This is a genomic window from Methylomonas sp. TEB, from assembly GCF_047777895.1.
Classification (GTDB): Bacteria; Pseudomonadota; Gammaproteobacteria; order Methylococcales; family Methylomonadaceae; genus Methylomonas.
Map to the genome: position 1 here is coordinate 2,681,541 of NZ_CP180476.1, position 23,484 is coordinate 2,705,024.

General features: G+C 51.4%; 24 protein-coding genes and 1 pseudogene. 15 read left to right on the forward strand and 10 right to left on the reverse strand.

What is annotated here, in order from left to right; translation table 11 throughout:
* Positions 1 to 147: 147 nt before the first annotated feature.
* Positions 148 to 1,164 (reverse strand): DUF4238 domain-containing protein, encoded by a 1,017-nt coding sequence (locus ACMXD4_RS12000; protein ID WP_415878185.1) that lies wholly within the window; start codon positions 1,162 to 1,164, stop codon positions 148 to 150.
* Between the two features lie 158 nt (positions 1,165 to 1,322).
* On the opposite strand from ACMXD4_RS12000, the gene ACMXD4_RS12005 reads away from it, so the two are divergent.
* A complete protein-coding gene (locus ACMXD4_RS12005) occupies positions 1,323 to 2,120 on the forward strand; it encodes a restriction endonuclease (RefSeq protein WP_415878186.1) in 798 nt (265 codons plus the stop codon).
* A gap of 334 nt (positions 2,121 to 2,454) precedes the next feature.
* Here the strand turns inward: ACMXD4_RS12005 and ACMXD4_RS12010 are convergent, their stop codons facing one another.
* The 3 genes from ACMXD4_RS12010 to ACMXD4_RS12020 all read right to left on the reverse strand — a co-directional run bounded on the left by ACMXD4_RS12010 (position 2,455) and on the right by ACMXD4_RS12020 (position 5,891).
* The gene (locus ACMXD4_RS12010; protein WP_171695297.1) at positions 2,455 to 2,646 is read right to left on the reverse strand and encodes a hypothetical protein; all 192 of its coding nucleotides are present in this window, start codon (positions 2,644 to 2,646) and stop codon (positions 2,455 to 2,457) included.
* A gap of 178 nt (positions 2,647 to 2,824) precedes the next feature.
* On the reverse strand, positions 2,825 to 4,531 hold the full coding sequence (locus ACMXD4_RS12015) for an AAA family ATPase (protein ID WP_415878187.1): 1,707 nt from the start codon (positions 4,529 to 4,531) through the stop codon (positions 2,825 to 2,827).
* Positions 4,532 to 4,535: 4 nt separating this feature from the next.
* Entirely contained in the window at positions 4,536 to 5,891 is a 1,356-nt protein-coding gene (locus ACMXD4_RS12020; RefSeq protein ID WP_415878188.1) for a (Fe-S)-binding protein, read from the reverse strand.
* Positions 5,892 to 6,215: 324 nt separating this feature from the next.
* Between ACMXD4_RS12020 and ACMXD4_RS12025 the strand changes: the two genes are divergently transcribed.
* The 4 genes from ACMXD4_RS12025 to ACMXD4_RS12040 all read left to right on the forward strand — a co-directional run bounded on the left by ACMXD4_RS12025 (position 6,216) and on the right by ACMXD4_RS12040 (position 8,985).
* Positions 6,216 to 6,524, forward strand: coding sequence for a DUF6156 family protein (locus tag ACMXD4_RS12025; RefSeq protein ID WP_171695294.1), 309 nt, complete (start codon positions 6,216 to 6,218; stop codon positions 6,522 to 6,524).
* Between the two features lie 125 nt (positions 6,525 to 6,649).
* Positions 6,650 to 7,252 (forward strand): GNAT family N-acetyltransferase, encoded by a 603-nt coding sequence (locus ACMXD4_RS12030; RefSeq protein ID WP_415878189.1) that lies wholly within the window; start codon positions 6,650 to 6,652, stop codon positions 7,250 to 7,252.
* Positions 7,245 to 8,105, forward strand: coding sequence for a carbon-nitrogen hydrolase family protein (locus ACMXD4_RS12035; protein WP_415878190.1), 861 nt, complete (start codon positions 7,245 to 7,247; stop codon positions 8,103 to 8,105). Before ACMXD4_RS12030 ends, ACMXD4_RS12035 begins: the two co-directional genes overlap by 8 nt.
* 280 nt (positions 8,106 to 8,385) lie before the next feature.
* The gene (locus ACMXD4_RS12040; protein WP_415878191.1) at positions 8,386 to 8,985 is read left to right on the forward strand and encodes a hypothetical protein; all 600 of its coding nucleotides are present in this window, start codon (positions 8,386 to 8,388) and stop codon (positions 8,983 to 8,985) included.
* A gap of 65 nt (positions 8,986 to 9,050) precedes the next feature.
* Here the strand turns inward: ACMXD4_RS12040 and ACMXD4_RS12045 are convergent, their stop codons facing one another.
* Positions 9,051 to 9,410 carry a hypothetical protein gene (locus tag ACMXD4_RS12045; protein ID WP_415878192.1) on the reverse strand — a complete coding sequence of 120 codons (360 nt, stop codon included), beginning with the start codon at positions 9,408 to 9,410 and terminating at the stop codon, positions 9,051 to 9,053.
* Between the two features lie 467 nt (positions 9,411 to 9,877).
* Between ACMXD4_RS12045 and chrA the strand changes: the two genes are divergently transcribed.
* The 10 genes and pseudogenes from chrA to ACMXD4_RS12095 all read left to right on the forward strand — a co-directional run bounded on the left by chrA (position 9,878) and on the right by ACMXD4_RS12095 (position 20,171).
* Entirely contained in the window at positions 9,878 to 11,254 is a 1,377-nt protein-coding gene (chrA, locus tag ACMXD4_RS12050; RefSeq protein WP_415878193.1) for a chromate efflux transporter, read from the forward strand.
* 609 nt (positions 11,255 to 11,863) lie between these two features.
* Entirely contained in the window at positions 11,864 to 12,667 is an 804-nt protein-coding gene (locus tag ACMXD4_RS12055) for an energy transducer TonB (RefSeq protein ID WP_415878194.1), read from the forward strand.
* 20 nt (positions 12,668 to 12,687) lie between these two features.
* Positions 12,688 to 13,464 (forward strand): MotA/TolQ/ExbB proton channel family protein, encoded by a 777-nt coding sequence (locus ACMXD4_RS12060; protein ID WP_415878195.1) that lies wholly within the window; start codon positions 12,688 to 12,690, stop codon positions 13,462 to 13,464.
* A complete protein-coding gene (locus ACMXD4_RS12065) occupies positions 13,464 to 13,874 on the forward strand; it encodes an ExbD/TolR family protein (RefSeq protein ID WP_171695287.1) in 411 nt (136 codons plus the stop codon). The genes ACMXD4_RS12060 and ACMXD4_RS12065 overlap by 1 nt, the downstream gene beginning before the upstream one ends.
* A 159-nt stretch (positions 13,875 to 14,033) precedes the next feature.
* Positions 14,034 to 14,927, forward strand: a complete 894-nt coding sequence (locus ACMXD4_RS12070; protein ID WP_415878196.1) for a dienelactone hydrolase family protein — start codon at positions 14,034 to 14,036, stop codon at positions 14,925 to 14,927.
* Between the two features lie 18 nt (positions 14,928 to 14,945).
* The gene (locus ACMXD4_RS12075; protein ID WP_415878197.1) at positions 14,946 to 15,656 is read left to right on the forward strand and encodes a cytochrome b/b6 domain-containing protein; all 711 of its coding nucleotides are present in this window, start codon (positions 14,946 to 14,948) and stop codon (positions 15,654 to 15,656) included.
* Positions 15,657 to 15,691: 35 nt separating this feature from the next.
* Complete coding sequence (locus ACMXD4_RS12080; RefSeq protein ID WP_415878198.1) at positions 15,692 to 16,153, forward strand: cytochrome c; 462 nt, start codon at positions 15,692 to 15,694, stop codon at positions 16,151 to 16,153.
* Between the two features lie 321 nt (positions 16,154 to 16,474).
* A complete protein-coding gene (locus ACMXD4_RS12085) occupies positions 16,475 to 17,323 on the forward strand; it encodes an EAL domain-containing protein (RefSeq protein WP_415878199.1) in 849 nt (282 codons plus the stop codon).
* 1,036 nt (positions 17,324 to 18,359) lie between these two features.
* Positions 18,360 to 19,474: pseudogene (locus ACMXD4_RS12090) on the forward strand (IS5 family transposase).
* Positions 19,475 to 20,024: 550 nt separating this feature from the next.
* The gene (locus tag ACMXD4_RS12095) at positions 20,025 to 20,171 is read left to right on the forward strand and encodes a hypothetical protein (RefSeq protein WP_165385956.1); all 147 of its coding nucleotides are present in this window, start codon (positions 20,025 to 20,027) and stop codon (positions 20,169 to 20,171) included.
* A gap of 218 nt (positions 20,172 to 20,389) precedes the next feature.
* On the opposite strand, the gene ACMXD4_RS12100 is transcribed toward ACMXD4_RS12095, so the two are convergent.
* The 5 genes from ACMXD4_RS12100 to ACMXD4_RS12120 form a co-directional block, all read right to left on the reverse strand.
* Positions 20,390 to 21,259 (reverse strand): AraC family transcriptional regulator, encoded by an 870-nt coding sequence (locus ACMXD4_RS12100; RefSeq protein ID WP_415878200.1) that lies wholly within the window; start codon positions 21,257 to 21,259, stop codon positions 20,390 to 20,392.
* Between the two features lie 203 nt (positions 21,260 to 21,462).
* On the reverse strand, positions 21,463 to 22,002 hold the full coding sequence (locus tag ACMXD4_RS12105) for a methyltransferase dimerization domain-containing protein (RefSeq protein WP_415878201.1): 540 nt from the start codon (positions 22,000 to 22,002) through the stop codon (positions 21,463 to 21,465).
* Between the two features lies 1 nt (position 22,003).
* Positions 22,004 to 22,615, reverse strand: coding sequence for a TetR/AcrR family transcriptional regulator (locus ACMXD4_RS12110; RefSeq protein WP_415878202.1), 612 nt, complete (start codon positions 22,613 to 22,615; stop codon positions 22,004 to 22,006).
* A 165-nt stretch (positions 22,616 to 22,780) separates the two neighbouring features.
* Positions 22,781 to 23,104, reverse strand: a complete 324-nt coding sequence (locus ACMXD4_RS12115) for a hypothetical protein (protein WP_415878203.1) — start codon at positions 23,102 to 23,104, stop codon at positions 22,781 to 22,783.
* On the reverse strand, positions 23,088 to 23,375 hold the full coding sequence (locus ACMXD4_RS12120) for a hypothetical protein (protein ID WP_415878204.1): 288 nt from the start codon (positions 23,373 to 23,375) through the stop codon (positions 23,088 to 23,090). The genes ACMXD4_RS12115 and ACMXD4_RS12120 overlap by 17 nt, the downstream gene beginning before the upstream one ends.
* Between the last annotated feature and the right edge of the window lie 109 nt (positions 23,376 to 23,484).

A 23,484-nucleotide genomic window follows, 5' to 3' on the forward strand; every position in this document is an offset into this window, starting at 1 on the left:
AACCAATTTGATTTAGGCAGTGCTAAATGCAGACACACAGTTGAAATGAAAAGATATTTTTATTTTTTAAAACGTTTGGATATCGTTTTGACGCAGTGTTTTGCGTCATTTAGGATGTCTAATTGTAGTTATGTACATTATGTTAGCCTATGAGTTTTTAATATTTTCAAAATGTTCGCCAGCTTTCTTTATATTTTGACCAACCAATTTTTTATAGGGTTCTAGAATTTCCTTTCGATCAGAAAAAATATGTGTAATTGCGTGCTTTGACAGTTTAGTATTTAGTTCAATTACAGTATTTTCATCTATCGTTATAATACCTTTTTCAAATCTGTGCGACGCACTTATGAAATATGCATACTTTGGTGAAATAGGGTAGTAAAAATCAAACTCAGATTCAGAGGGTGCTTTAAAAACATCATCACGTATATTAGGATGTACATTTATCAATGGTTGATCTGAAGTAATAAAAGGAACAGATGTATTATTTAAAAGCAATGAATGATTTTCCTGTTTTCGGCTAAAGTACAAGCTTGCTCCAAAATTCATACCATACATATAGCTTATAAACCACCATGCATCTTCCATTGCTTTTTTAAGTTTTATACCAAGCTCTGTAGAATTATTTGATGTAGCAAGAATAGCTATGTCCTTAAAATTTTTAGTTCTTGTAACTTGGTGCCCTAAAAACACCATAAATTTAATCATATTTTTATCGTCATCTAAAATATTTAAATTCCCATTTGTCAGTTCATTCAATATTGGCCAGGCATCGCTTTCATAGCACGCGTGCAAATTTTCAAGCAAGTTACATTTAGTTGCATAAATAGCTTTGTCAACACCCATATTTTTAGTGGCACTTAAGTTATATGCCTCTTCCGCTTGTTGTAATTTGCAGAAGTCTGAAAAATATGCTTTATGTTGTTCTTGCAGCTTCTCTGGTGATTGTGCTGAAATGCGTTTAATAACTTCAAGCTGAAAAGAGTCTATTGGCTTTAATTGGTAAAAGTCCTTATCCATTGCTAAGCCTAAAACGCTATCATATTTAATCTTTCCTGTAATGGTTGTGTAGTAAATATCCCTACCATTAGTTGACCATCGCTTTAAATAGTTAGCCCAAACATAATGATGCTTTCTTTTTGCTTGAAAAGTTTTATCTTGCATATATGCTCGTAAAAAGTTTTGGTTAAATCAATTATCTAATTAACAAGGCGTGACCTACTTATACATAACAATTCCTTCAACAAGGACATTTTACAGCACCGCTGCGCTCTGCTGTAAAATGCCTGTTAAGTCAAACGTTAAGTTCCAACCCCTCGTATATGACACGCATATCAACTGAATATGAAGTTCTTGTACGCGATCTTCACGCGGCACTCGTCCGAAATGATCAATTTGACAACGTAAACGTTCTTCACAACGTGAAGATAAAAGGCCGTTCCGGGGCCACGCATCAAATTGATGTCTATTGGGAATTCAAAGTTGCTGGCGTCACCTACAAGACCTGTATCGAATGCAAGCACTACAACAGTCGAGTAAAAAAATCTGATGTAGCTTCTTTTGTCGGAACCATCCAAGACATTGGAAACGTCACTGGAGTATTTGCTACTACCGTAGGGTATCAACAAGGCGCCGTACTCATAGCCAAAGCGAATGGCGTTCGCCTAGTCACTGTCAATCACCTGCTCAAATTTGTGAGCATCACCTCAAATTTCACTGCCCCGAACACGGATATCTTGCGCATCAAATACGACGAAGAACAAGCCAAAGAGCGCCTCAAAGAAAGAGGGCTGACTTCTTTTTCAATGGCTTCTCAGTGGAACCGAAACACCGTGCTGTTCGATGCGAATGGAGAAGAGAAAATTGGTCTCGTTCAGTTCGTTAACGAAACAATGACAGAAGAAGGTATAGGCACTGTGGAGCCAGTCGATCTATACGACAAAACGGAGCTAGGCTTGCTTCGTATCGCTGAAGTTCAATACCGCCTAACAATGCATCGCTTCCAAACTACTGATGAGGTCGTTCTGAACGATACAGCGCGGGCCATCATGGAAGACGTTTTAGCAAATCAAGCTTGCTACCTGAATGACGATGGCTCAGTATCAAAAATTGAAACCTAACCCCTCATTCAACGGGACGCCTGGCGGCGCCCGTTAATTCGAACATTATGTTCCGCAAAATGGACTCCGTTGAATTCGAGCTTATTGGGCAATGGCCGGACATTGATGACAAAGTCCTCGATGCCCTCCTTTGCCAAGAGTACTACTATGGTGGGGCGCTAGCCGCCCGACCCGACGGTGCTCAACCGGTTGTGATATTGCAATAATGTAGAGAGCAGAGCGAAGCCCAACAAAATGCGAATGTTGGGCTTAATGTATACAACTTAACTTTTATGCCGGCCACCAGAGTCCTAAGGATTGGTTTTCCTAAACTTCAGGCTATTGGTAAATATCATTAATGCCGATCAATTTCCTTCGCTTGTGCCCCGCTATCAATGGCTTTATCAATCAACATCACGCTACCACGCATCAATGCGGCAAAGAGCAATATGGAAAAGACCAATCCCATCGGTAATATGCCCAGCAAACCGGCAATGACAATGATCAGCATAGCTATACCGGTATTTCCTATCTTAGCGATCTTCATTTGGCCTCCAGGACCGTTTATCGGTCGAAACGAAATCTCGCATTCACTATATCGGCTTATTTAACTTCAACAATACACGCAAGCGGTAATTTATTGTTTTACTTAATAAAACAGTAACAATACTAAGTGTATTTGTGATTCACCCTTAATCGATGCAAACAGCCACCCGATTTTTCAATTAGGCGGCTTTGTCCAACAACTCCAGGCCTCTAAACACCGAGCAGCGCTTAAATACCTCTAGCTCCGGCGCCAGTTGTTTTTGCTGACAGAACTTAGCGACCAATTTGGTCAGGCCCTTGATGTCGCGACCGGTAGCACCGGGAAAGATGGCCGCGAGTTCGTCGATCAATTCTTCTTTGACCGGCAAGCTAAATTGCTCGGTCATGACCCGCCAGATTTTGCATCTGTCCGCATGGTCCGGGGCGTGGTAGCGCAGCATGGCGATACAGCGGGAAATAATGGCTTCGTCGATGTCGTCCACCCGATTGGTGGTCAGGAACAGCAGGCCGTTGAAATACTCCAGCACCCGCAAGAACACACCGACCACGGCATTGGAGGCCAGGTTGTCAGCACGGCTTTTGATGTACACGTCGGCTTCGTCGATCAACATCACCGCGCCCCAGCGCTGGGCGCGGATCAAAGTGTCCTTCAAAGTTTTTTCCATCTCCGCGACGTTTAAACCCAACTGTCCGGAATGCACTCGATACAAGGGCCGCTTGATGATTTCCGAATAGACCTCGGCGGTCAGCGTCTTGCCCACGCCGGCAGGACCGGCGCACAGCACCGTGGTACCGCCGGATTTGCCGGCGACGATGTCGTCCATCAGCATGTCCATTTCCGCCGTCAGGATGTCGATCAAATCGGTTTGTTCCGGCGGCAGTATCAATTTTTGTTTCAACTCCGGCTGATACACATAAGGCTGGGTATCGTCGACATGCACCCAGACGTGGTGATGTAATTCCAGATGAAACATCAGGATATAGCCATGCACCGGCATTTCTGTAAACATGCCCTTGGGTACCTCGGCTTTGGCGGCTTCCATGGCGCTTTCGGTTTTGCTGTCGTAGCGCATGCTTTTGCCAGCTTTGCGTAGATAAGTGCCGAGAATGTCGCCGGAGGCATCCAGACTCAAAGCCCGTTCGCTGAGGATATTTTCGTCGTTGACCAAACGGCAGATCCCGCCACCCGAGGACATGACTACCGTATTCTTCCGCGTCCAATCGCTACTGCGATGGCTGGCGGTCGGGTCCTCGGCATATTCGCCGGTCCCCCAACCGGAAAACTGCTCGCCATAGCGGGCCCGCCAGTCAAAATACCGCGCGGTAGCCTCATCGTAACTGGCGATTAATTCCGGGGTTTCTTTTAAGTACCCTTTGGTGGCAAAAATCTCAGGGATAGTTTTGTTAGCGAGATCTTTGCTACGAATGATCAAGCTCTCAACCATGATTTTACCCTTGGTGTTGGCCTTCAATTCGATCAGGATCCGCCCGGCTTCTTCTTCTCCCGGTGGGGTGTAATCCAGGCGAGTGATCAGATAAGCCAAGGTTCTGCCGGAAGGCTGCACATGAAATAGCCAACCACGCAGCCCGCCCTCCAATAAATAATTGGCAATGGCCGGCAGCAGCAATTCCAATTGATCGACGTTGTAGCGATGGCTGTTGTCGGCCAGCGCCGCTTGCAATGCTATCAATAGCGCCGCTTGCTGTTGTAAGGCTTCACCGTGTTGCAAGTAGATGTCAGCCAGACTGGCTAATTCTGCCTCACTGAGTAAATCGTAAGGCACTTGCGCCTTGGTGCCAAAACGCAATTGCTCATTGATGCTTCGTAAGCGGGGGTGATCGTTAAGCAGTTGTTCGAGATGACGTTTGTCGATGGTTAATTTCATAGCATCAATCCTGTGACGGTAAGGCTAAACAAAGTACTTCGGCTAAATGCAGCGGCTTGGCGAAACCGCCATTACCGATCTGCTGCTGACAAGAGAAACCGTTGCTGACCAGCAATGCGTCAGGTTCGGCGCGCAGCGCTGGAAATAAGGCCAGCTCGGCCATAGCCTGGGCTTGGTCGTAATGCTCGGTTTCGACACCAAAATTGCCGGCCATGCCGCAGCAAGTCGATTCGATCAGCTCGAATTTCAAATCCGGCAGTTGCTTGAGTAACTTGCGCACCGACTTGATCGCACCAACGGCTTTTTGATGACAGTGGCCGTGTAACAACAAACTATTGACGCCGGGGACGGCTTGAAACTCTATAGGCCAGCGTTTGCCGGCTTGTTCGCGTACGATAAACTCTTCCAATAACAAGACCTTTTCCGCCAGTTTTTGCGCAGGTTCGCCCAAGCCCAGCTTTAAATATTCGTCGCGCAAACTGAGGATGCAGGATGGCTCCAGACCAACAATCGTGCGCCCCGCAGCAACATGCTCGGCGAGAGCCTCCAGCATCCGCTGCGCTTCGATGCGGGCCTTATCGATCAGACCGTTGGAAAAATAAGTGCGGCCGCAGCATAAAGGCCGATCCGCTTCATCGCCAGCCAAAGGCGTAGCGATATGCACATGGTAGCCGGCGGTATTCAGCAACTTTTTAGCCGCTTCTGCAGCAGCCGGGTTGAAGTAATAGTTAAAGGTATCGACCAGCAGCACGACCTGTTTGTCGGCTAACTCCGGATGCAAACTTAATTCGGATTGGGCCGGCACCTGAAACGCTTGCGCGGCGGGTTCCGGCAAGCGGACTTTGGCGCTGATGCCCAGCCAAGCCTCAGCTAAACGCGCCAGCAGAGGAGTGCGATTACGCCACTGGATTAAGGGCCGGAGCACGCGCCAACGTAGTATTTTCGGCAATTCTGCCCACAAGCGCCGCCTCAGCGTCAAGCCATTGCGCTGCACTTGCTGCGCCAGAAACTCGGCCTTGATCAAGGCCATATCCACTTCGTTTTCACACTCGCGCTTGCAGCCTTTGCAACTTATACACAAGGCCATGGTTTCGGCGAGTTCCGGATTGAAAAAAGCCGCATCATCATCGGCGTTCAAAGCCGCCTTCAACGCCCTGACTCGTCCGCCCGGCGATAAACCGGCATTTTGCGTCACCCTAAAACTGGGGCACATCACCCCTTTAGCATCCCGTTCGCATTGCTTACTGCCGATGCACACCGCCACGGCCTTGGCGAAATCGGCGCCATGCTTGGGAATATCGGCATAGGCGTCGCCCATCCCGGCGTTTTCGTAAGACGACCAATCCAGAAACAGTTTCATAGGCACCAGGCTGAATAAAAACCTAGATCAAGCAAAAACGAAGCCAGTCGGATCGTCATTGGGCGGATAAGCGCAACGCTTCCCGCTTTCCCTTCAGTGCTTGGCGGATGCACTGCGCTTATTCGCCATGCCTTTGCTGCAATTGTGACATTTCCCCACCGGATTGCTGCTCGGCTCACTGTAGCAAAACCGACAATCCGCAAAAGCCGCGAACGATTTGTCACAGCGTAGCCGAGCGAAATCACCGGCGACCCCAGGTAATTCGGGCCACCTATTTCGGCACAAATATTGCGGTAATTAGTTTTTTTGCCTGGGAAAATTGAAGTGGAATTAGAAAACTGCGATACCCGCTATTTCATTAGCTATAGCGGCGTAAAACTACCGTTGAAACTGGTCAACGAATTGGCAGACGAAAGCCATCTGGAAAACCGCAACACCTACTTTCGCGGCTGCTACGCTGCCGACCAGCGTCTGATGCTGCTGGAAAAACTCGTCTACGGGGAAGTGGAATTACGCCACGTCTATACCTATCATGCTAACGGGGTTCTAGCCGAGGCGGAAATAACGGATGCGGACGGCGAGATCGACCTGTTACGCTTTGACGAAACAGGAGTTGCGTTGAAAATTGATTAGCTGGCCGGTGTGATAGATTCATAAACCTTTGCCATAGGCAATTCGCCACCGCCTACAATACAATATGTCTCTCGCGCCTTAACCTTGGCGACCGACATTTTGTTTTCATTCAACCGCAAACCAGCATGAGCAAAGACATCCGCATCCAGCGCCTCAGCGGCGAAGCCTTGATTCAATACATTCCGGAACTGGCGCGCCTGCGCATTGAGGTGTTCCGGGATTTTCCGTATTTGTATGACGGCGATTACGAGTACGAAAAGAAATACCTGCAAACTTACATAAATTGCCCGGAAAGCGTCATCGTGCTGGCATTCGATGGCGACGCTATCATCGGCGCGTCGACGGCGATACCATTGAAATACGAAACCGACGAGGTCAAAAAACCATTCGTTGAGAACGGCTACAACCCGGATGAAGTGTTTTATTGCGGCGAGTCAGTGCTTAACAAAGCCTATCGCGGCTTGGGTATTGGCGTGCGTTTTTTCGAACAACGCGAAGCCCATGCCGAAGACTTGGGCGGCTTCAAACATATTACTTTCTGCTGTGTCGAGCGCCCAGTCGATCATCCGCGCCGGCCCGCCGATTACGTGCCGCTGGATGCGTTCTGGAACAAACGGGGCTACGTCAAACATCCCGAGCTGAAAACCACTTACACCTGGAAAGATCTCGACGACACCAGCGAGACCGCTAAACCCATGACTTTTTGGTTGAGAGAAGACCGTGCCTAAAATCGCCAGCGCCCAATACGACATCAGCTTCCTGGAAACCTGGGAAAATTTCGCAGCCAAAGCCCGTCGCTGGGTGAAAGAAGCCGCCGAGAACAAAGCAGACATCCTGCTGTTCCCTGAATATGCGTGCATGGAATTGGCCTCCTTGTTTCCGAAGGAGGTTTATTCTTCGTTGAACGGCCAACTTGATGCCTTGCAAACCTTGCTGCCGGGCTATCTGGACCTATTCAAAACCCTGGCAGCCGAATACCGGGTCTACATTCAGGCCGGGACTTACCCGGTCAAACACGACAGTGGCGAATTTCGCAATCACGCTTATTTCTTCACCCCGCAAGGCGACGTGGATTATCAAGAAAAGCTGACCATGACGCGCTTTGAGAACGAGCAATGGCATATTTCCCGCGGCTTGGACATCAAGTTATTCGATACTGTATTTGGTAAAGTCGCGATCAATATCTGTTACGACAGCGAGTTCCCACACTATGCCCGCCAACAAGCCGAACGCGGCGCCAGCTTGATTCTGGTCCCAAGTTGCACCGACACCGAAGCCGGCTATTATCGGGTGCGCATCGGTTGCCAAGCCCGCGCCTTGGAAAACCAATGCTACGTGGTACAAGCCTCATTGGTCGGTAACGCAGATTGGTCGGAAGCGGTGGATTTGAACTGCGGTGCGGCGGCGATTTACACGCCGGTAGATCGTGGATTTCCGAATAACGGGATTTTGGCTATCGGCGAATATAACGAAGTTCAATGGGTTTACGCTGACCTGGATTTGGCCGCAGTCGACACCGTACGTCAGGAAGGCCAGGTGTTCAATTACCGGGACTGGCCTAAGCAATTCGATTGCCGCTAGGTACTCACAACCCTTTTCTAACCAGTACGCCAGGCAGCACGAGGCCTGGCGTGGCCGGAATAATCTCGTAATTTCGCTCCAACAAAACGCCGATCAATTAAGACATTTCAGGCGATCTAATCGTACATCATCAAGGCCGGTTGCTTTAGCAAAGTTTATCTCCTTGGCTTTTGCGCCAATTCTCCTAAACTTGCGCAATGCCGAAAAAACAGTGCCCGCAATAGCCAAGCCCGGTTATTATTGAGGTGTTGTCCATTTACTCGCCCCGGCGGAGATATGCATGCTTGACTCAATCGCTCTTGATATACAGGCTCTGGTCAATCTGCTAAGCAGGTTAAGACCGGAATTGCTGGATCAAATTTGCGCGAAACACCCCGGTTACACCGAAACCCTCAGGCCCGGAAAATTACTTGGGCAAGACAGCGCTTCGCAATCGCAGTTACTGGTCGATTTAGCCATGAACACCAAGGGCCTAGTCAAGCAGGAGTGTTTGAGTAACTATAATTTGCTGAGCGCGCGTTTGCGAGGCTCGGTGCGCTTACGTCTGATCGGCAGCACCATCGCCACCGTGTCGGCGGGCGCATTGATAGCGGCCTTGACTCAGGGAATACCCAAGTTGGTACTGGCGTTTGCCGTATTGACCGTATTTACCGCGGCATTCATGCTGGTGGGCGAATGCCTGGAAGGTTATTTCGGCCGGCAGCGCGGCTGGCGAGAAATGCAGGATAGGTTGCTGAAAAACCTGCTGGATGTAGCCGATGTTGAAGCCGAACTGCGCTTGATGGAGTTTCGCGGCAATTTCGACGGCATCGAACCGCAAATCCGCAAATTAAATACCGTCGCGATCACCAGTCAGCAAATCCAACATCTGGTCGGCTAAGCATATTTCCAGGCCTAAAAACTTAAACTTCAGGCTGAACCTGGCCCGGCCGACAGACACCTAATTCAATAGCGAAGCTTCAAATCGCATGCCCCAACCAATCGACTAGACAGCGAATTGTCTTCACTGGGGAATTGATTCACATCGACACCACAACCCAAGTTTACCGGTCGGCTTTTGCGTTTTTCAGTCGGATTAATGTTTGCCGTGCTGCGCCCGGCATTACTCAACAAAAGATTCGAGCTATCAGTGGCATCGGCTGTCAGTGCTTGATCCGAAGGAGTCAGAATTAACGCGGAAGGCGTTTCAAAACTTACCGGCGGCGCATCTGCGAGGACATTTAGCGCACAAATAACCAGCCAGCCGCCAATGACGGCGGAAATGGGTTTGGACTGCTTCAGAAACGAAAAATCATGGGCTTTCATGATTTCCTCCTGTTCCAAAGTTGGCATTATGAGCTCGGCGAACAAATCCTCCTGTTACAGACGCTTGTCCAACCCGCTCGGTCTAAGCTATCTGCCGGTAGCGGCCAAAATTACCCTGACGATTAACAATCCGCTATGGCAAATGCGTTCCTATCTAAGCATCGATCGCTTAACACATTTTTAATTCCGTACTGCGAACCAGGCCGCAAAAGCATTCCTGGAAACAGGACTAATAATAGTCCGATACTCGTTGCGTGGCGAATTTTAAAACGCTTAGTTGCAAAATTTTTCTTATGATAGTCAATTAGTTGACAAACAAATCTCATAAATTTTCGAGCATAATTGATGCCAAACAACAAAGACACGCGCCAAATCAGGCAAAGTCATGGCAAGCCGCGTTTGCTTCGCAGATCGAAACCGGGAAATATTTTCGACACTTTTTGTAAGGCCCTCTCAGGAACAAACCGATGAACAACAATCAGGCATCCAGCAATCCACCGCCGCCCGTGAGTTTGAAACAGGCTTTTGGGTATTGGCTGAAACTGGGCTTTATCAGCTTCGGCGGTCCCGCCGGACAGATCGCCATCATGCATCAGGATCTGGTAGAAAATAAGCGCTGGATCTCCGAGCGCCGTTACCTGCATGCCTTAAATTACTGCATGCTGCTGCCCGGCCCGGAAGCCCAACAATTAGCAACCTATATCGGCTGGCTGATGCATCGCAGCTGGGGCGGCATCATGGCCGGCGGCTTGTTTGTATTGCCATCCTTGTTGATTCTAATCGGTTTGGGTTGGGTTTATATGGCTTACGGGCATTTACCAGCCGTGGCCGGGATACTGTATGGCATAAAACCCGCCGTAACCGCGATTGTACTGTTTGCCGCGTATCGGATCGGCTCCCGAACCTTGAAAAACGCTTGGTTGTGGGCAATCGCCGCCCTAGCGTTTCTGGCTATTTTTGCGTTACGAATACCGTTTCCGCTAATCGTGTTCGTCGCCGGCTTGCTTGGCGCGCTTGGCGGTAAATGGGCCCCCCAATATTTTAATTTGGGCGGAGGTCACGGCAAATCTAACCCACACTTCGGCCCGGCATTGATAGACGACAACACGCCTCCCCCCGAGCACGCCCGTTTCAATACCGGTAAGCTGGTCAGGCTGGCCTTTATCGCTTTGGGATTATGGGGCGGTGCGCTCGGTTGGCTTCGCACTCAGTACGGCTGGAACGGCGCATTAACGCAGATGGGTTGGTTTTTTACCAAAGCGGCCCTGCTCACGTTCGGTGGGGCCTATGCGGTGCTGCCTTATGTGTACCAGGGCGCGGTGGAACATTACCACTGGCTGACACCAACGCAAATGATTGACGGTCTGGCCTTGGGCGAAACCACACCCGGTCCACTGATCATGGTCGTCACCTTCGTCGGCTTCGTCGCCGGCTGGAACCAAACACTATTCGGCGGCGAGCATTTATTTTTAGCGGGCGCACTAGCCGCTACCGTGGTGACTTACTTCACCTTCCTGCCCAGCTTTCTGTTCATTTTGGCCGGCGGACCGCTCGTGGAATCAACTCACAACAATTTGAAATTCACCGCACCATTGACCGGCGTTACCGCCGCCGTGGTAGGTGTCATTCTGAATCTGGCTGTATTCTTTGCCTATCACGTCTTCTGGCCCCAAGGAACTGAAGGCGTGGCGGACAAGGTCGCTCTAGTAATCGGGCTAGCCGCCATACTGGCTTTGTTTCGTTACAAAGCCGGGGTTATTCCGGTTATTGTCGGTAGCGGTACAGCCGGACTGTTATGGAGCTTTCTAAAGCCATGGCTAAGTCAACACGGCATAAACTTATAGCTACCGGCAAACTATTAACCCCAACCTTACATACCGTTAGCCTTTATGACTTTTGCGAAACGGCAACGATTGCAATCCCAAACCGCCTAACAACGCTTGCGGCAGGTATTGAAATTGCTGGCGGACAAAAGCTCCGACCAAACCCAAAGGTCTTCTGTAGCTGTCGGCATTGGCGACGCAAGCCGACAGCAGCGCGTCCTCGCCGGCTTACTTAGGCCCATCCCACACTCAACGCAAGTTGTCGTTTGCGGCTAAGACATCTCTTCCACTCAACAACTGTTGCCCTGTAAACACCCTTTAAACACAAGCTCCGGAAAATTGGTGCTCAGCAAGCAATGCGGGGTTGAACATCCACTGAAATTCCTAGCTATCCGCTCGCGCACCACCCGGCGTTTTCCCTGAAAAACAATCGATAAATAAACCACTTAGCGTTCTAACTCGCCATCCAAGCCAGATATAGCGACGCCATCCGACAATCTGGCACAGCTCGTGCTGTATTAGAAATCAATAGCAGCGATCAAAGCCTATTCACCATTTTAAACAATCGCTTACTTTACGCGGCACAACGGGGAATATGGCCTTTATATTTAAGAAATGGGGAACATTGGCATGAGTAGTCCTTTAGCAACTTTTAATAAACTGGTACCGGCGGGAGCCCCCGCGGATTGGGACGCGACAGAGGTGGTTTCATTAAAATCGCCTGTCACTCCGTTGCCGGAAGGTTTGACGCATTCACGGGTTGCGGTGGCCTTGGGAGACTTTAAATACGTCACCGAAACCCGCGATCACAAATGGGTCGATTTTCTATTAATCGGCGCACTAACCATCTTTATCCACAACACGGTAGTCGATCACTTCAGCGGCGCGGCGTTTGAACAAGAAATTGTGGAGCCGATCAAGCCCGAAACCAAAGTACAAATCACTTTGACCAGGCCGCAACCCAAACCGGTGCCGCCACCGCCGCCAAAAGTTAAACCGCAACCGCCCAAACCCAAGGTCGTACCGCTAAAGCCGCCAAAAATCCAACCCGTGCCCAAAGTCGTTGAGGAAGCGCCGGCGCCTGTTGAAGGGCCGGTGGTAGAAAACGCCCCACCGGCTCCGCCCGCACCACCTGCACCAGTGGTTGAAGAAAAAATCACCGAGCCGGTAGCCGACGCGGCTTACCTGCACAACCCGCTGCCCGAATATCCCGAAGTCGCGCAAGAACGCGGTTGGGAAGGCAAAGTGGTGATGAAAGTACACGTGCTGCCAGACGGCACCACCGATAGCGTGACCGTCAGCAAATCCAGCGGCCAGAAAGTCCTGGACGATGCTGCCGTCAAAGCCGTTCTGAAGTGGTCTTTCGTGCCGGCCAAACGCGGCGATACGGCGATTGCCCGCTACACCACGGTTCCATTCACTTTTAAATTGTAATTATTTTTTGAGGATCAAAAATGTCTGATATCGCAACCAATGTCATAGTCGATGGCACCCTGAACACCTTAATCGCCGCTTCGGCCGTGACTTGGGGCTTAATCCTGATCAAAGGCGTCCAACACATCCGCATTTCCTATCACAACCGCCGTTACAACAAGGAATTCTGGAGCGCGCCTAATATCCAGGCTGCCGCACATTTGGAAAACCAGGATGGCCCGGCTGCCCGAGTCGCCGGTATCGGTTTTTCCACATTGATCGAGACTGACGGCGGTGCGTCTACCCATGACCTGGAACACACCTGGGACAGACAGGAATTGTTGGACAGACGCTTGCGTCAGCAAATGCAAAAAGAACGCGGCTCCCTGGAAAGCGGTCTGGCAGTGCTGGCGACTATTGGCAGTATCTCGCCGTTCGTCGGTCTGTTCGGTACCGTATGGGGCATCATGGGCGCGTTGACCAATATTAGCAAAACCGGTTCGGCCAGCTTGGAAGTAGTCGCCGGCCCTATCGGGGAAGCATTGATCGCCACGGCAGTGGGTATCGCGGTCGCGGTACCGGCGGTAGTGGGTTACAACTTTTTCATCCGCCGCAATAAAGTGGTTTGGGCCTTCCTGGACGATTTTGCGATCGACTTTGTGCATTTGGCCCTGAAAAGCTCGTTCATCATCGAACGCGCCGGCAGCAAACCGGCAGCGGCGGCAGCTTCCGCACGTTTGACCGATGTCAGCGGCGGCAAAAAATCCAATATCAAAGATACCCATGAAGAATTAATCGCGAAAGAGGCGCACGCATAATGGCATTCAATACGAAAGAAGACGGCGGCGATGACGTCATGGGTGAAATCAACGTCACGCCCCTGGTGGATGTGATGTTGGTACTGTTGGTGGTGTTTATCGTCACCGCACCCTTATTAACCCAGGCGGTACACGTCAACTTACCGAAAACCGCGGAAACCGCGCCGCCGGATGACAAACAAGCGTCTTACTTGAGTGTCGATGCGCAAGGCAAAATCTACATCGATAAACAGGAGTTTCCATTGGAAATCATCGAAGGCGAACTGAGAAACCGCCTGGCGGCCAATCCGGAGTTTGCGTTAAATCTGAACGCGGACGACGCGGTGCAGTACGGCATCGTTGCCAAGGTGATGTCATCCATCGAACGCGCCGGCGTCACCAAGCTGTCGGTTCTGACGGTTCCGCAATAAAGCATGATCCGGCCGGGTAACAAGTTTGCCCGGCTGGCTAAATCGCGGTAGTAAACGCCGTGGCACAAATACAAGCCGAACCACGCCAAAACCAAGGATGCAGCCGCTGCGTCCAGGGTTTCCTTGCGTTTAGGCACAAACTTTTAGGAGAACTGCAGGATGGCGCGCAAGACCGCTCAAGACTTTCATCCGGAAGCCTTACAAGCTTTTGATAAATACGTGCATGGCGATATTTCCCGGCGGGACTTTTTATCGTCCGTACCTAAATACGCCCTACTCGGCCTCACCGCCGAAGCGCTGCTGGAAGCGCTTAACCCGCACTTCGCTGAAGCCAAGCAAGTCGCCGACGACGATCCGCGCATCAAAGCCACCTATGTGGAATACCCATCCCCGCAAGGTAACGGCAAGCTTCGGGGCTATTTGGTGCAACCGGCCAAAGCCGCCGGCAAACTGCCCGTGGTGCTGGTTGTCCATGAAAACCGGGGTTTGAATCCGCATATCCAAGACATCGCCCGGCGCCTGGCGCTGGATAATTTCATTGCCTTCGCACCGGACGCGCTGTTTACGTTAGGTGGTTATCCGGGCGACGAAGACAAAGCCCGCGAATTGTTCCAAAAACTGGATAAAGACAAAACCCAGGCCGACTTTTTGGCGGCAGCCCAAGCCATCAAAAAACTGCTGCAAGGTAACGGAAAACTGGGCGCGGTAGGCTTTTGCTACGGCGGCGGCATCGTCAACTTCCTGGCTACCCGGCTACCGGATCTAGCCGCCGGCGTACCGTTCTACGGCGCCCAACCTGCCGCCGATCAGGCCGCAAAAATCAAGGCGCCGTTACTGATCCATTACGCCGGCGTCGACGACCGCATCAATGCCGGCTGGCCGGCCTATGAAGCGGCCTTGCAAAAAGCCGGCGTCAACTACGAAGCCCACACCTATCCGGGCGTGCAGCACGGCTTTAACAACGACACCACCCCACGCTACGACACCGCCACCGCCAAGCTGGCCTGGGACAGAACCATCAGTTTCTTCAACGCTTATCTACGCGAAAGTTAAATCATCGGGAGGATTTCAATGAAAGTGGAAGTGCATATTTGGGATTGGCCATTACGCCTGTTTCATTGGTTGTTGGTCATAGCTGTGGTCGGCGCTTACGCCACGGGCAAACTGGGCGGCAATCTGACCGACTGGCATGCCCGCTTCGGCAGTTTGATTCTGGGCTTGTTGGTATTCAGATTGATCTGGGGATTTATTGGCACCACGCATGCCAGGTTCGCCAGTTTCTTTCCGACCTTTTCCAGACTGGTGGACTACGTCAAAGGCGAATGGCAAGGCGTCGGCCACAATCCGGCCGGTGCGATAGCGATTATTGCTTTGCTGGCGGTATTGAGCTTTCTGGCCTTCACCGGCTTGTTTGCTAACGACGATATTGCCTTTGAAGGCCCGCTGTTTCATAGCATCGATAAAGAGTTCAGCGACAAACTGAGCGGCTGGCATATTTACGCGGTGAATATCCTGCTGGGCTTAGTAGCCGTGCATGTCAGCGCGATTATCCTATATCAACGCCTGAAAAAAACCAATCTGGTCGGCGCGATGCTGACCGGCAAAAAGCAATTGCCCAGATCACTGGCGCCCTCCCCGATCAAGCCGGTTGGTCCGTTCCGTTTCGTCATCACTTTGTTGATCGCTGTGACGGTAGTCTGGGGCGTTTGGAGCGGCGGCTTTGTGAATTATCTGGCGCCGTTGGCCAGCTTCCAAACGGCTACGGCCCATCCAAAAACTTAAACGTTACATTTTCTACAACCACAAGGAGTTAACCCATGAAATTGAAACTGATAGTAGCACTGGCGCTGGGCGCTGCCACGACGGCGGCCGTGGCCGGCGAAGTGGAAGACCAGATCCGCTTCCGCCAATCCGCCTACTCGTTTTTGGGCTGGAATACCGCGAAAATCAAAGCGCAGGCAGCCGACCATCCGGAAACCTTTAACAAGGATCAGGTAATCGCGGCCGCTAACGCCGTTGCCGCGGTCGCTAATTCCGGCCTGCTCAGCCTTTACGGCCCGGGCACCGATAAAGGCACCGGCTGGAAAGCGACCCGTCTGAAACCTGAATTTTTCGAAAAACTGGACGAAGTGAAAGAAATCGAAGCGACCTTCATCAAGGAAGCCAACGAGTTGCAAAAAGTGGCGGCCAATGGCGATGCCGCAGAAGTTAAAGCCCAATTCGGCAAAGTCGGCGCTACCTGCAAAAGCTGCCACGATTTGATTCGGGTTCGCGAATAATTCCATCGAATCCGAACGCCAAAATCCAGCGTTAAGGCATTTCCAGCCGGCAATTCGGCTTGTCGGGACTTGTCCGAGCCCTACTCGGACGAGTTCCATTTCTAAACCACGAATAGAAACACCCGCTCGTTCAGATAGACCTACACGTCATATCGCGTTTGACCACTTTCCTAAAAATCGGCATGCCTGGCTTTGCGGCTGCACTTCTAATTTAGGCATATTAATTTCAAATATTATCGTTTTATTTAATGAGTTGGTTTCGCTACCCTCTGCGTTTATTAGCAAACCATCAGTTATTAGGGATTTACTGGACAGATACTCATGCCTTTACAACAATTAGTCGAATATTTTAACGATAGACTGGAGCGGGAACACAATAACGGCTTACGGCCGTTTGTACTGGATAACGGCGCGGTGCACGGGGTATTCGGCCCCATCTGCATCGGCAGCAGATTGTCACCGTTGCGCCAGACTTTGCGCACGACCAATGTTATCGGTCACATTGCGCAACTGAACGTGTCCACTATTCACAAACAAACGATACAAAGCAGCGAGCTGGAACAATACCTGGCCCAGCCCCAGGCCGAACAGGCTAATGTCGAGTCCATCATCAACTTCGACCGGATGTCACGAGCCGTGCATATGCTGAACTATTTGCCGCAAGCGCATCTCGACGAATTATTGTTTCTGGAAGTCGACCCGCGGCACATTCTCGGTGTCAAGGAAGATCATGGCGCTTATTTTGAAGAGGTGATAGTGGCCTGCGGCCTGCAAACCGCCAACGTCGCCATCACGCTGACCGCAAACAACGCCTATGCCGGTTTTTATCAATTGCTGCTGCGCGGCCTGCAAAATTATCAACGCCGCGGTTACCAACTGGCATTGAAGTTTGATTATCACTCGCTGGAAAAATCGGCCTTCGAGTTAATTACTCGCGCCGCGCCCGACTTCGTCGGCATCTCGGCGCTGGAATTGGACCGCATCCGCGACAATAAACTCCTGGAAAAACTCCAACAATTAAGCAGTTTGGCAAGCTCGATCAACAGCCGAAGCTTCATACTGCAAATCGATGACAAACGCACAGCCGCATTGGCTCGCAATACCGGCTTTGATCTGGTACAGGGAGACTATTTCGAACGAAGCGTCGAGCTCTCTGCGGCCAATGGCTAATTCAGAGCAATCCGCACAAAAAAGCCCGCATAAAGCGGGCTTAGCTTTTAGACACGGCTTGGTAAATGGGCTATTTGCGCTCATAAATCTTGTCGCAGACGCCAAAATTAAGCGCCACCAATCTACCGCGGCTTCAGGCAGTCTGCCAGCATCCATTGCATAATCCAACGCAGCGCCAGCTCGCATCGTAATATTCCAGCCTGCACGAGCGATACTGCAGCGTACTTTTGAATCAAATCAAAAGCCATTGCACGGCTAATTAAAGTGGATCGTAAATCCGCCATGTCGCTTAGCATCGTGTAAAACATCCTCGCAACTTCAGCTGAAGCCTTTGAGGCACTATGGCGGTAAACATGTCCAGTTGGCTTCTAATACTGGATCACTGCGAGAATCACGCTGGTTTTTCAAAGCCTCCCAGGCGACAATAGCCAATAGAAACGACACAGCCGGCCAATGACCAATCGATACCTGCCGAAGACATCCGTCAATACAGCTTCTATAGCGACAAAATCAGATTCTCACCTTCGCAGACAAACATATTCCAGGGTAACCATCAAAAGCCATTTCCCGCCCAGGTTGCAAAGCTGTTGCGGTGCAGGCGTAGAATTGCATTTGATATAGGTTTTTTTAACGAATGAAGGCACGTGTACAACCTGAAGAAACCCATACTAAAACCTACACTACCCGCTAAAGTGCAGATAAATTTTTATAAGTGTCGATAATATTTTAATAAAAAATATTAGTTATATATCAAATATTTAAAAATGAATAACCAGAAAACACAAGGCACCAAGCAAGACGAGAAAATGCAACACACGCCCATGATGCAGCAGTGTATTACCCATGAAATATAAGGATTTTTTTATATTAAACTTAATTTACTATACTAAAACCTATACTGTCACTAATGAAACGCCTCATCGTCTCAATTCCTTGGCTTTTAGCAGGCTGGTGAAAAACTGAGCTATCGAGCGTCACTAAGGATCGTGGCGGTTACAAGAGGTTAAAATAGGCTACCTAAATTTGGAGCCTTTCAATGCGCGGACACGATGCCATTCAAAACAGCTGGTTCAGCTATGTTAGCCTGGAAGACCGTATTCCCCAACAGCATCCGTTGCGTCGTTTACGGCTACTGGTTGATGGCGTATTGGCCTCGATGGATGCCGTCTTTGCCGAGCGTTACTCGCACACAGGCCGTCCCTCGATTGCCCCTGAAAAACTGCTGCGCGCCTTGCTGTTACAAGTCCTGTATACGGTCCGTAGCGAGCGTCAGTTGATGGAACAACTGGACTACAACCTGTTGTTTCGCTGGTTTGTCGGTCTGGGTATTGACGATGCCGTGTGGGAGCGTAGTGTATTCAGCGCCAACCGCGAACGCCTGCTGTCCGAAGCGCTGAGTCGCGAATTTTTTGAGCGGGTACTGGCGATTGCAGAATGGCAAAACCTGGTGTCCGACGAACACTTCAGCGTCGACGGCAGCCTGATCGAAGCCTGGGCCTCGCATAAAAGCTTCGTCATTTATGCCCTTTGGGTAAGAAAGACGGCAGCGGTCCGGACAAACCGGCCGGCCGCAATCCCGAGGTCGACTTCAGCGGCGAAAAGCGCAGTAACGCCACCCACCAAAGTACGACCGATCCCGAAGCCCGGCTTTACAAAAAAGGCGAATACACCGAGGCCAAACTGCGTTACATCACCCATGCCCTGTCCGAGAATCGCAACGGTTTGATTGTCGATGTCGAAACCACCCAGGCGACCGGCACGGCGGAAATCGAAGCCGCGCAAAACATGATCAAACGCCGCGTCCCCAAAGGCGGTAGTGTAGGGGCCGACAAAGGCTACGACCAACCGGCGTTCGTCAACACACTCAAGGCGCAAGACATCAAAGCCCATGTGGCCCGCAAAAAGACCGGCAGTGCCGTCGATGGCCGCACCGCTGGCGGCAAAGGCTATGCACAAAGCCTCAAGCGCCGCAAAATCGTCGAAGAAGCCTTCGGCTGGATCAAAACCGTCGGCGGCCTGCGCAAAACCCGTCACATCGGCTTGGCCAAAGTCGCTGGCCAAGCCTTGTTTTGCTTTGCCGCGTATAACCTGACGCGCTTGCTCAATCTCTTGGTGTTCACGCCCATACCGGCGTGGAGTTCACCCACCTAGGGCGAAGTACGCCCGAAAACCGTCCAATGACGGCTTCAGGCGAGTAAAAAGCCCTTAAAACAGGGGCAAAACGGTTGAAACTCGATGTCATGACCGATTTCAACTCGAAAAAATCACGGCAACCGTGGGTAAGGGGAAATATCAGTGGGTTTTTAACCAGCCTGTTAGGTGCCAGATCTTCACAACACACTCTTTGTTATCAGAAAATTTCACACTGAAATTATGATGTTTTTCTGCTGACTCCGCATCCCTGTGGCTCGCCACTAAAGTACAAGTCGCTCACATTGGCTTTGACTCATTATCGGATGGCATGGTTGGCAGCACCATTGATTCGATTCTGTTGACGGATCTGGCCGCCGTCGTTAGCAATCGCTACAACTATGGCGTCTCGGAATGGCCCGTGGCTGTCTTTGTCCACGAGGCGACGTAAGTCTCATCAATGATCTCTTCATTCAGGTTTTGAACAAAGGCCGAGGCGCCAAGATTCACCCGTTCATCGCCACGGAAAGCAGTTGTTTAACTTGATTCTCTGGTTATTGGATAGTGATGATTGGCTTTTTGGAATCTCAAATCCGCTACACCACACAACGCTGGTTTGATCGATCGCTTGTTCGTTACTACCGGCTTTCTAGTCGATGTCGCCGGCCGGGAACACGTGGCTTATTCCGGCTATTTATTGCGGAAGAAATCGGCGTAGGTCGACCAAGCGCAGGTGTTTACCAAGGCGATCACAGTTCTGATTTTTTTACACCGATGACACGCCTGCTTACACACTCTTCTCCCTGGAGGCCATCGGAAAAGCTAAATCTTAGTCTTCCGCTTTTTCACAAGGGATGGCAAAGATTATCGTCACCCGGCCCTGCCCTCCACGCACCCCGAGTTTTACCCTAGCTCGGCAGTTCGACCGCTTTCCGCTTACACCAAAGGCAGATAAACATCGGTAACCTGTTCGTGTTCGGCCGTTTCAGACACGCGTTTGATGTAATGAAAAAATACCGGAAATTCCCGCAATTCCTCACCACTTTCCGGCAGCCACTCCCGGTAGAGGTAATAAACACTGTCGCTGATACGGTCGGTTGAACCGATATGGCGCACCACGGCGTATCGCCCTTCCGGAATCTGCTTGTTGACCACGCCGTGCGAATTGGCCGGCACGGGTTGCTTGACCTCCCCGCAGACATCGAATCGGAATGAGTCCGTGGGCGTGTTAGTCGGGTCGTCATACGCGATACCGAACGTCCGACTGCTGATGATCGGCGACAAGCCGCTTTGCTTACGCCAGGTTATGAATTTTCTGACCGTGTCCATAAGCAGGCTGGGTGATGCACGGTGCTCCAGCGCTGCGACTAGGGTTTCTGAAAAATCGACGATGGTAACGTTCATCCGGGGACTCCTTAGGCGTTTGGGTAATAGCATGCGCTCATTCCATGGCTGCCATGCCGGGTGCTTTCGAAATTGAGTAGGCGTTTGTCCAATGCATTTTTTGAACGCGCGGGAAAACGATTCCGCATTCTCGAAACCGGCGTCCAGGCCAATATCGGTAATGCTGCGCCGCTCCTGAAATACCAGTTGGTAAGACGCCTTGCGTAAGCGCAATAACCGAATGTAGCGCGTCGTGCTCAACCCGGTGTAAGCGGAGAACTGGCGTTGAAAGTGAAATCGGGAAAAATTGGCCTGTTTGCTCAGTTCGTCGACCGACAACGGCTTGAACAGATGTTGGTCTATGTAATCGAAAACCCTATCGAAACGCATGGCATAGGCCGCGCTGGCCGTTTTATCGTCCACTTTCATACCTCCTCAATCGAGCGCTACTGTAACAAGCGCCTAATCTTCGCGCCTTACTCAACGTGCTCAATTGATACCGGAAATGCGTAGAACAAATGGAATGCACTGGCGCGAGTGCGGCAGATCGTCGGACGCCACCGTTTTGCCGACCACCCGGGAGGCGGGGCCTGCCAGGGATGCAAGCGTGACAGAAGTATCGCCACTCAAGTTTCGGCGACACAATGGCCTGCTGTCCGCTGCGAGTGGCTGTCCATGTAGTCGTAAAAAGCCTGTCCGTGCGCCGATTCGAACGGCACGCCGCCGCTGCGCACGCCCTGCTCCAATTGTTCGAACCACGGCCTGCTCATTTCCGGCGAGTTGTGCATCATCACCATCGCTCGAACGCTGTGTGGATGGTCCTGTCGCAGGTGAGCCGAAAGCTTGTTATTGCGAAAGCGACGCGGCGAGAGTTCCTCGAACACGCCCATCGCCGCCAGCATGCGCAGCAAACGGTAGAGCGCACCGGCGTCGGCTACGACCCGTTCGGCCAGGGCTTCGACGCTCGCTTCGCCGTCGGCCAGCGCGCCGGCGATGTCCAGCCGCACGGCGACATACAGCGCCCGCGATTGCCAATAGGCCGAACCGATCTGGATCAGGCGGAACGGCGGCGGCACGAGTTTGTTGGGCAGATTTTGCAGCCAGGCGCCGAATCTGGCGAGTTTGGCAAAACGGCGCACCGCGCCGACATTTTTTTGCAATGTCATGTCACACTCCCGCTTGCGCCGCAGCCATGCCGGCCGCCAATAGTTTGCCGTTGAAAGCGGCGAGCTCATCGAGAAAGGCTTCGTCCATCTGCCCACCCTTCTGTTCCTCGAAGATGTCTTTCAGCAGCATCGGCATCATCGCAAGGCTGACGAAGGCCATGCGCGCCACGTCGGGATTGATCGTTATATCGACCTGCCCGCTTGCCTTCAGCTGTTCCAGGCGCCGCGCACCGCCGCTGCGGCCGCGTTCCAACAATTGCAGGATGAAACGCCGGCCCGGCCCGTGGTTGAGGGCGAGCACCTTGAGAATAAGCTTGGGAAACTCGGGATGCCGGCGCATGGTGTCGTAATAGAGGCGCAGATATTCAGCGAAACCACCGGCCTCGGACAGCGTATCGCTGTCGAGCATGTCCAATATGGGCTTGAGCGTCTCGCGTATCATTTCTTCGTAAAGGCCTTCCTTGTTACCGAAGTAATAGCGGATCATCGAGATATTGACGCCCGCCTGGTCGGCGATGGTGCGGGTGGTAACCTTGTGGTATTCGTCGGCGAGAAAACATTCCAGCGCCGCCTTGAGCAGACGCGCATAAACCGGGTCGCGAATATCGTTCATCGTAAAAACTCCTGCAAACCATGACAGCGGCAGGTTAGCACCGGCGTAACGTTTTCGCCAATCAAGATGATGGGTTTGATTGAAGTGCAATAGAAGAAAGCCGATCCCCCTGTCACCGCCTCGCATCGCATTTTCTGCGGGACGGCCAACGACATCCCTTCGCGGTCAGCGCAATAAACGAACCCCAAGCAGCATACAGCCCACGGTAAAGGTGAAAATCCCAACAGTAGACACATACACCGAAATCATAGGCCCCAGCGCATAAACCACGGCGCCGGCGAAGATCAATAATGCCGCCGGCTTGGGATAGATCGCCGAACGGTAGATAGCCAGGCAAAACAGCACGATGCCGATCAATATCGTCGCGGAAGCCGAAATTCTAAACGCCAACACCGCCGGATCGTTTTTGATGACGGCGTCTCGTAACAGAAAGGCGGTTTCCGGATAACCTCGTTGCTGGCGGCGGCCTGCTTTAGCAAAGACAGACAATTACGCATGAATGGCGGATTGCCGATGGCATGTTGCGCGACCAACAGGCGGCCCAAGCCCCCTCCTCGCCCACAAGACTGTGTACAGGCCAACCGTATTGCTCGATGATGGCTGCAAGGCGAGCGGCATTGCTGATATGTACGGCTTCCATATACGGGTGATAGAGAGCGTGGCCTAGAGAGCCATCGGCGACCAACGCCTCCCGTACTGAAAGGTCGTTTTTTGCCATCGCTACCAGTTCCTGGCTTAACATTTCGTTTGAATGGTGCATCGGGGCTCTGTTTTGGCAATTAGTAAGAGGCGCTTCAGCTTGTGCCGACCGGTGAACGATCTGCCGCGCGCCACGTACCCGGCTGCCAATCAGCGTCGAACGCTAATCT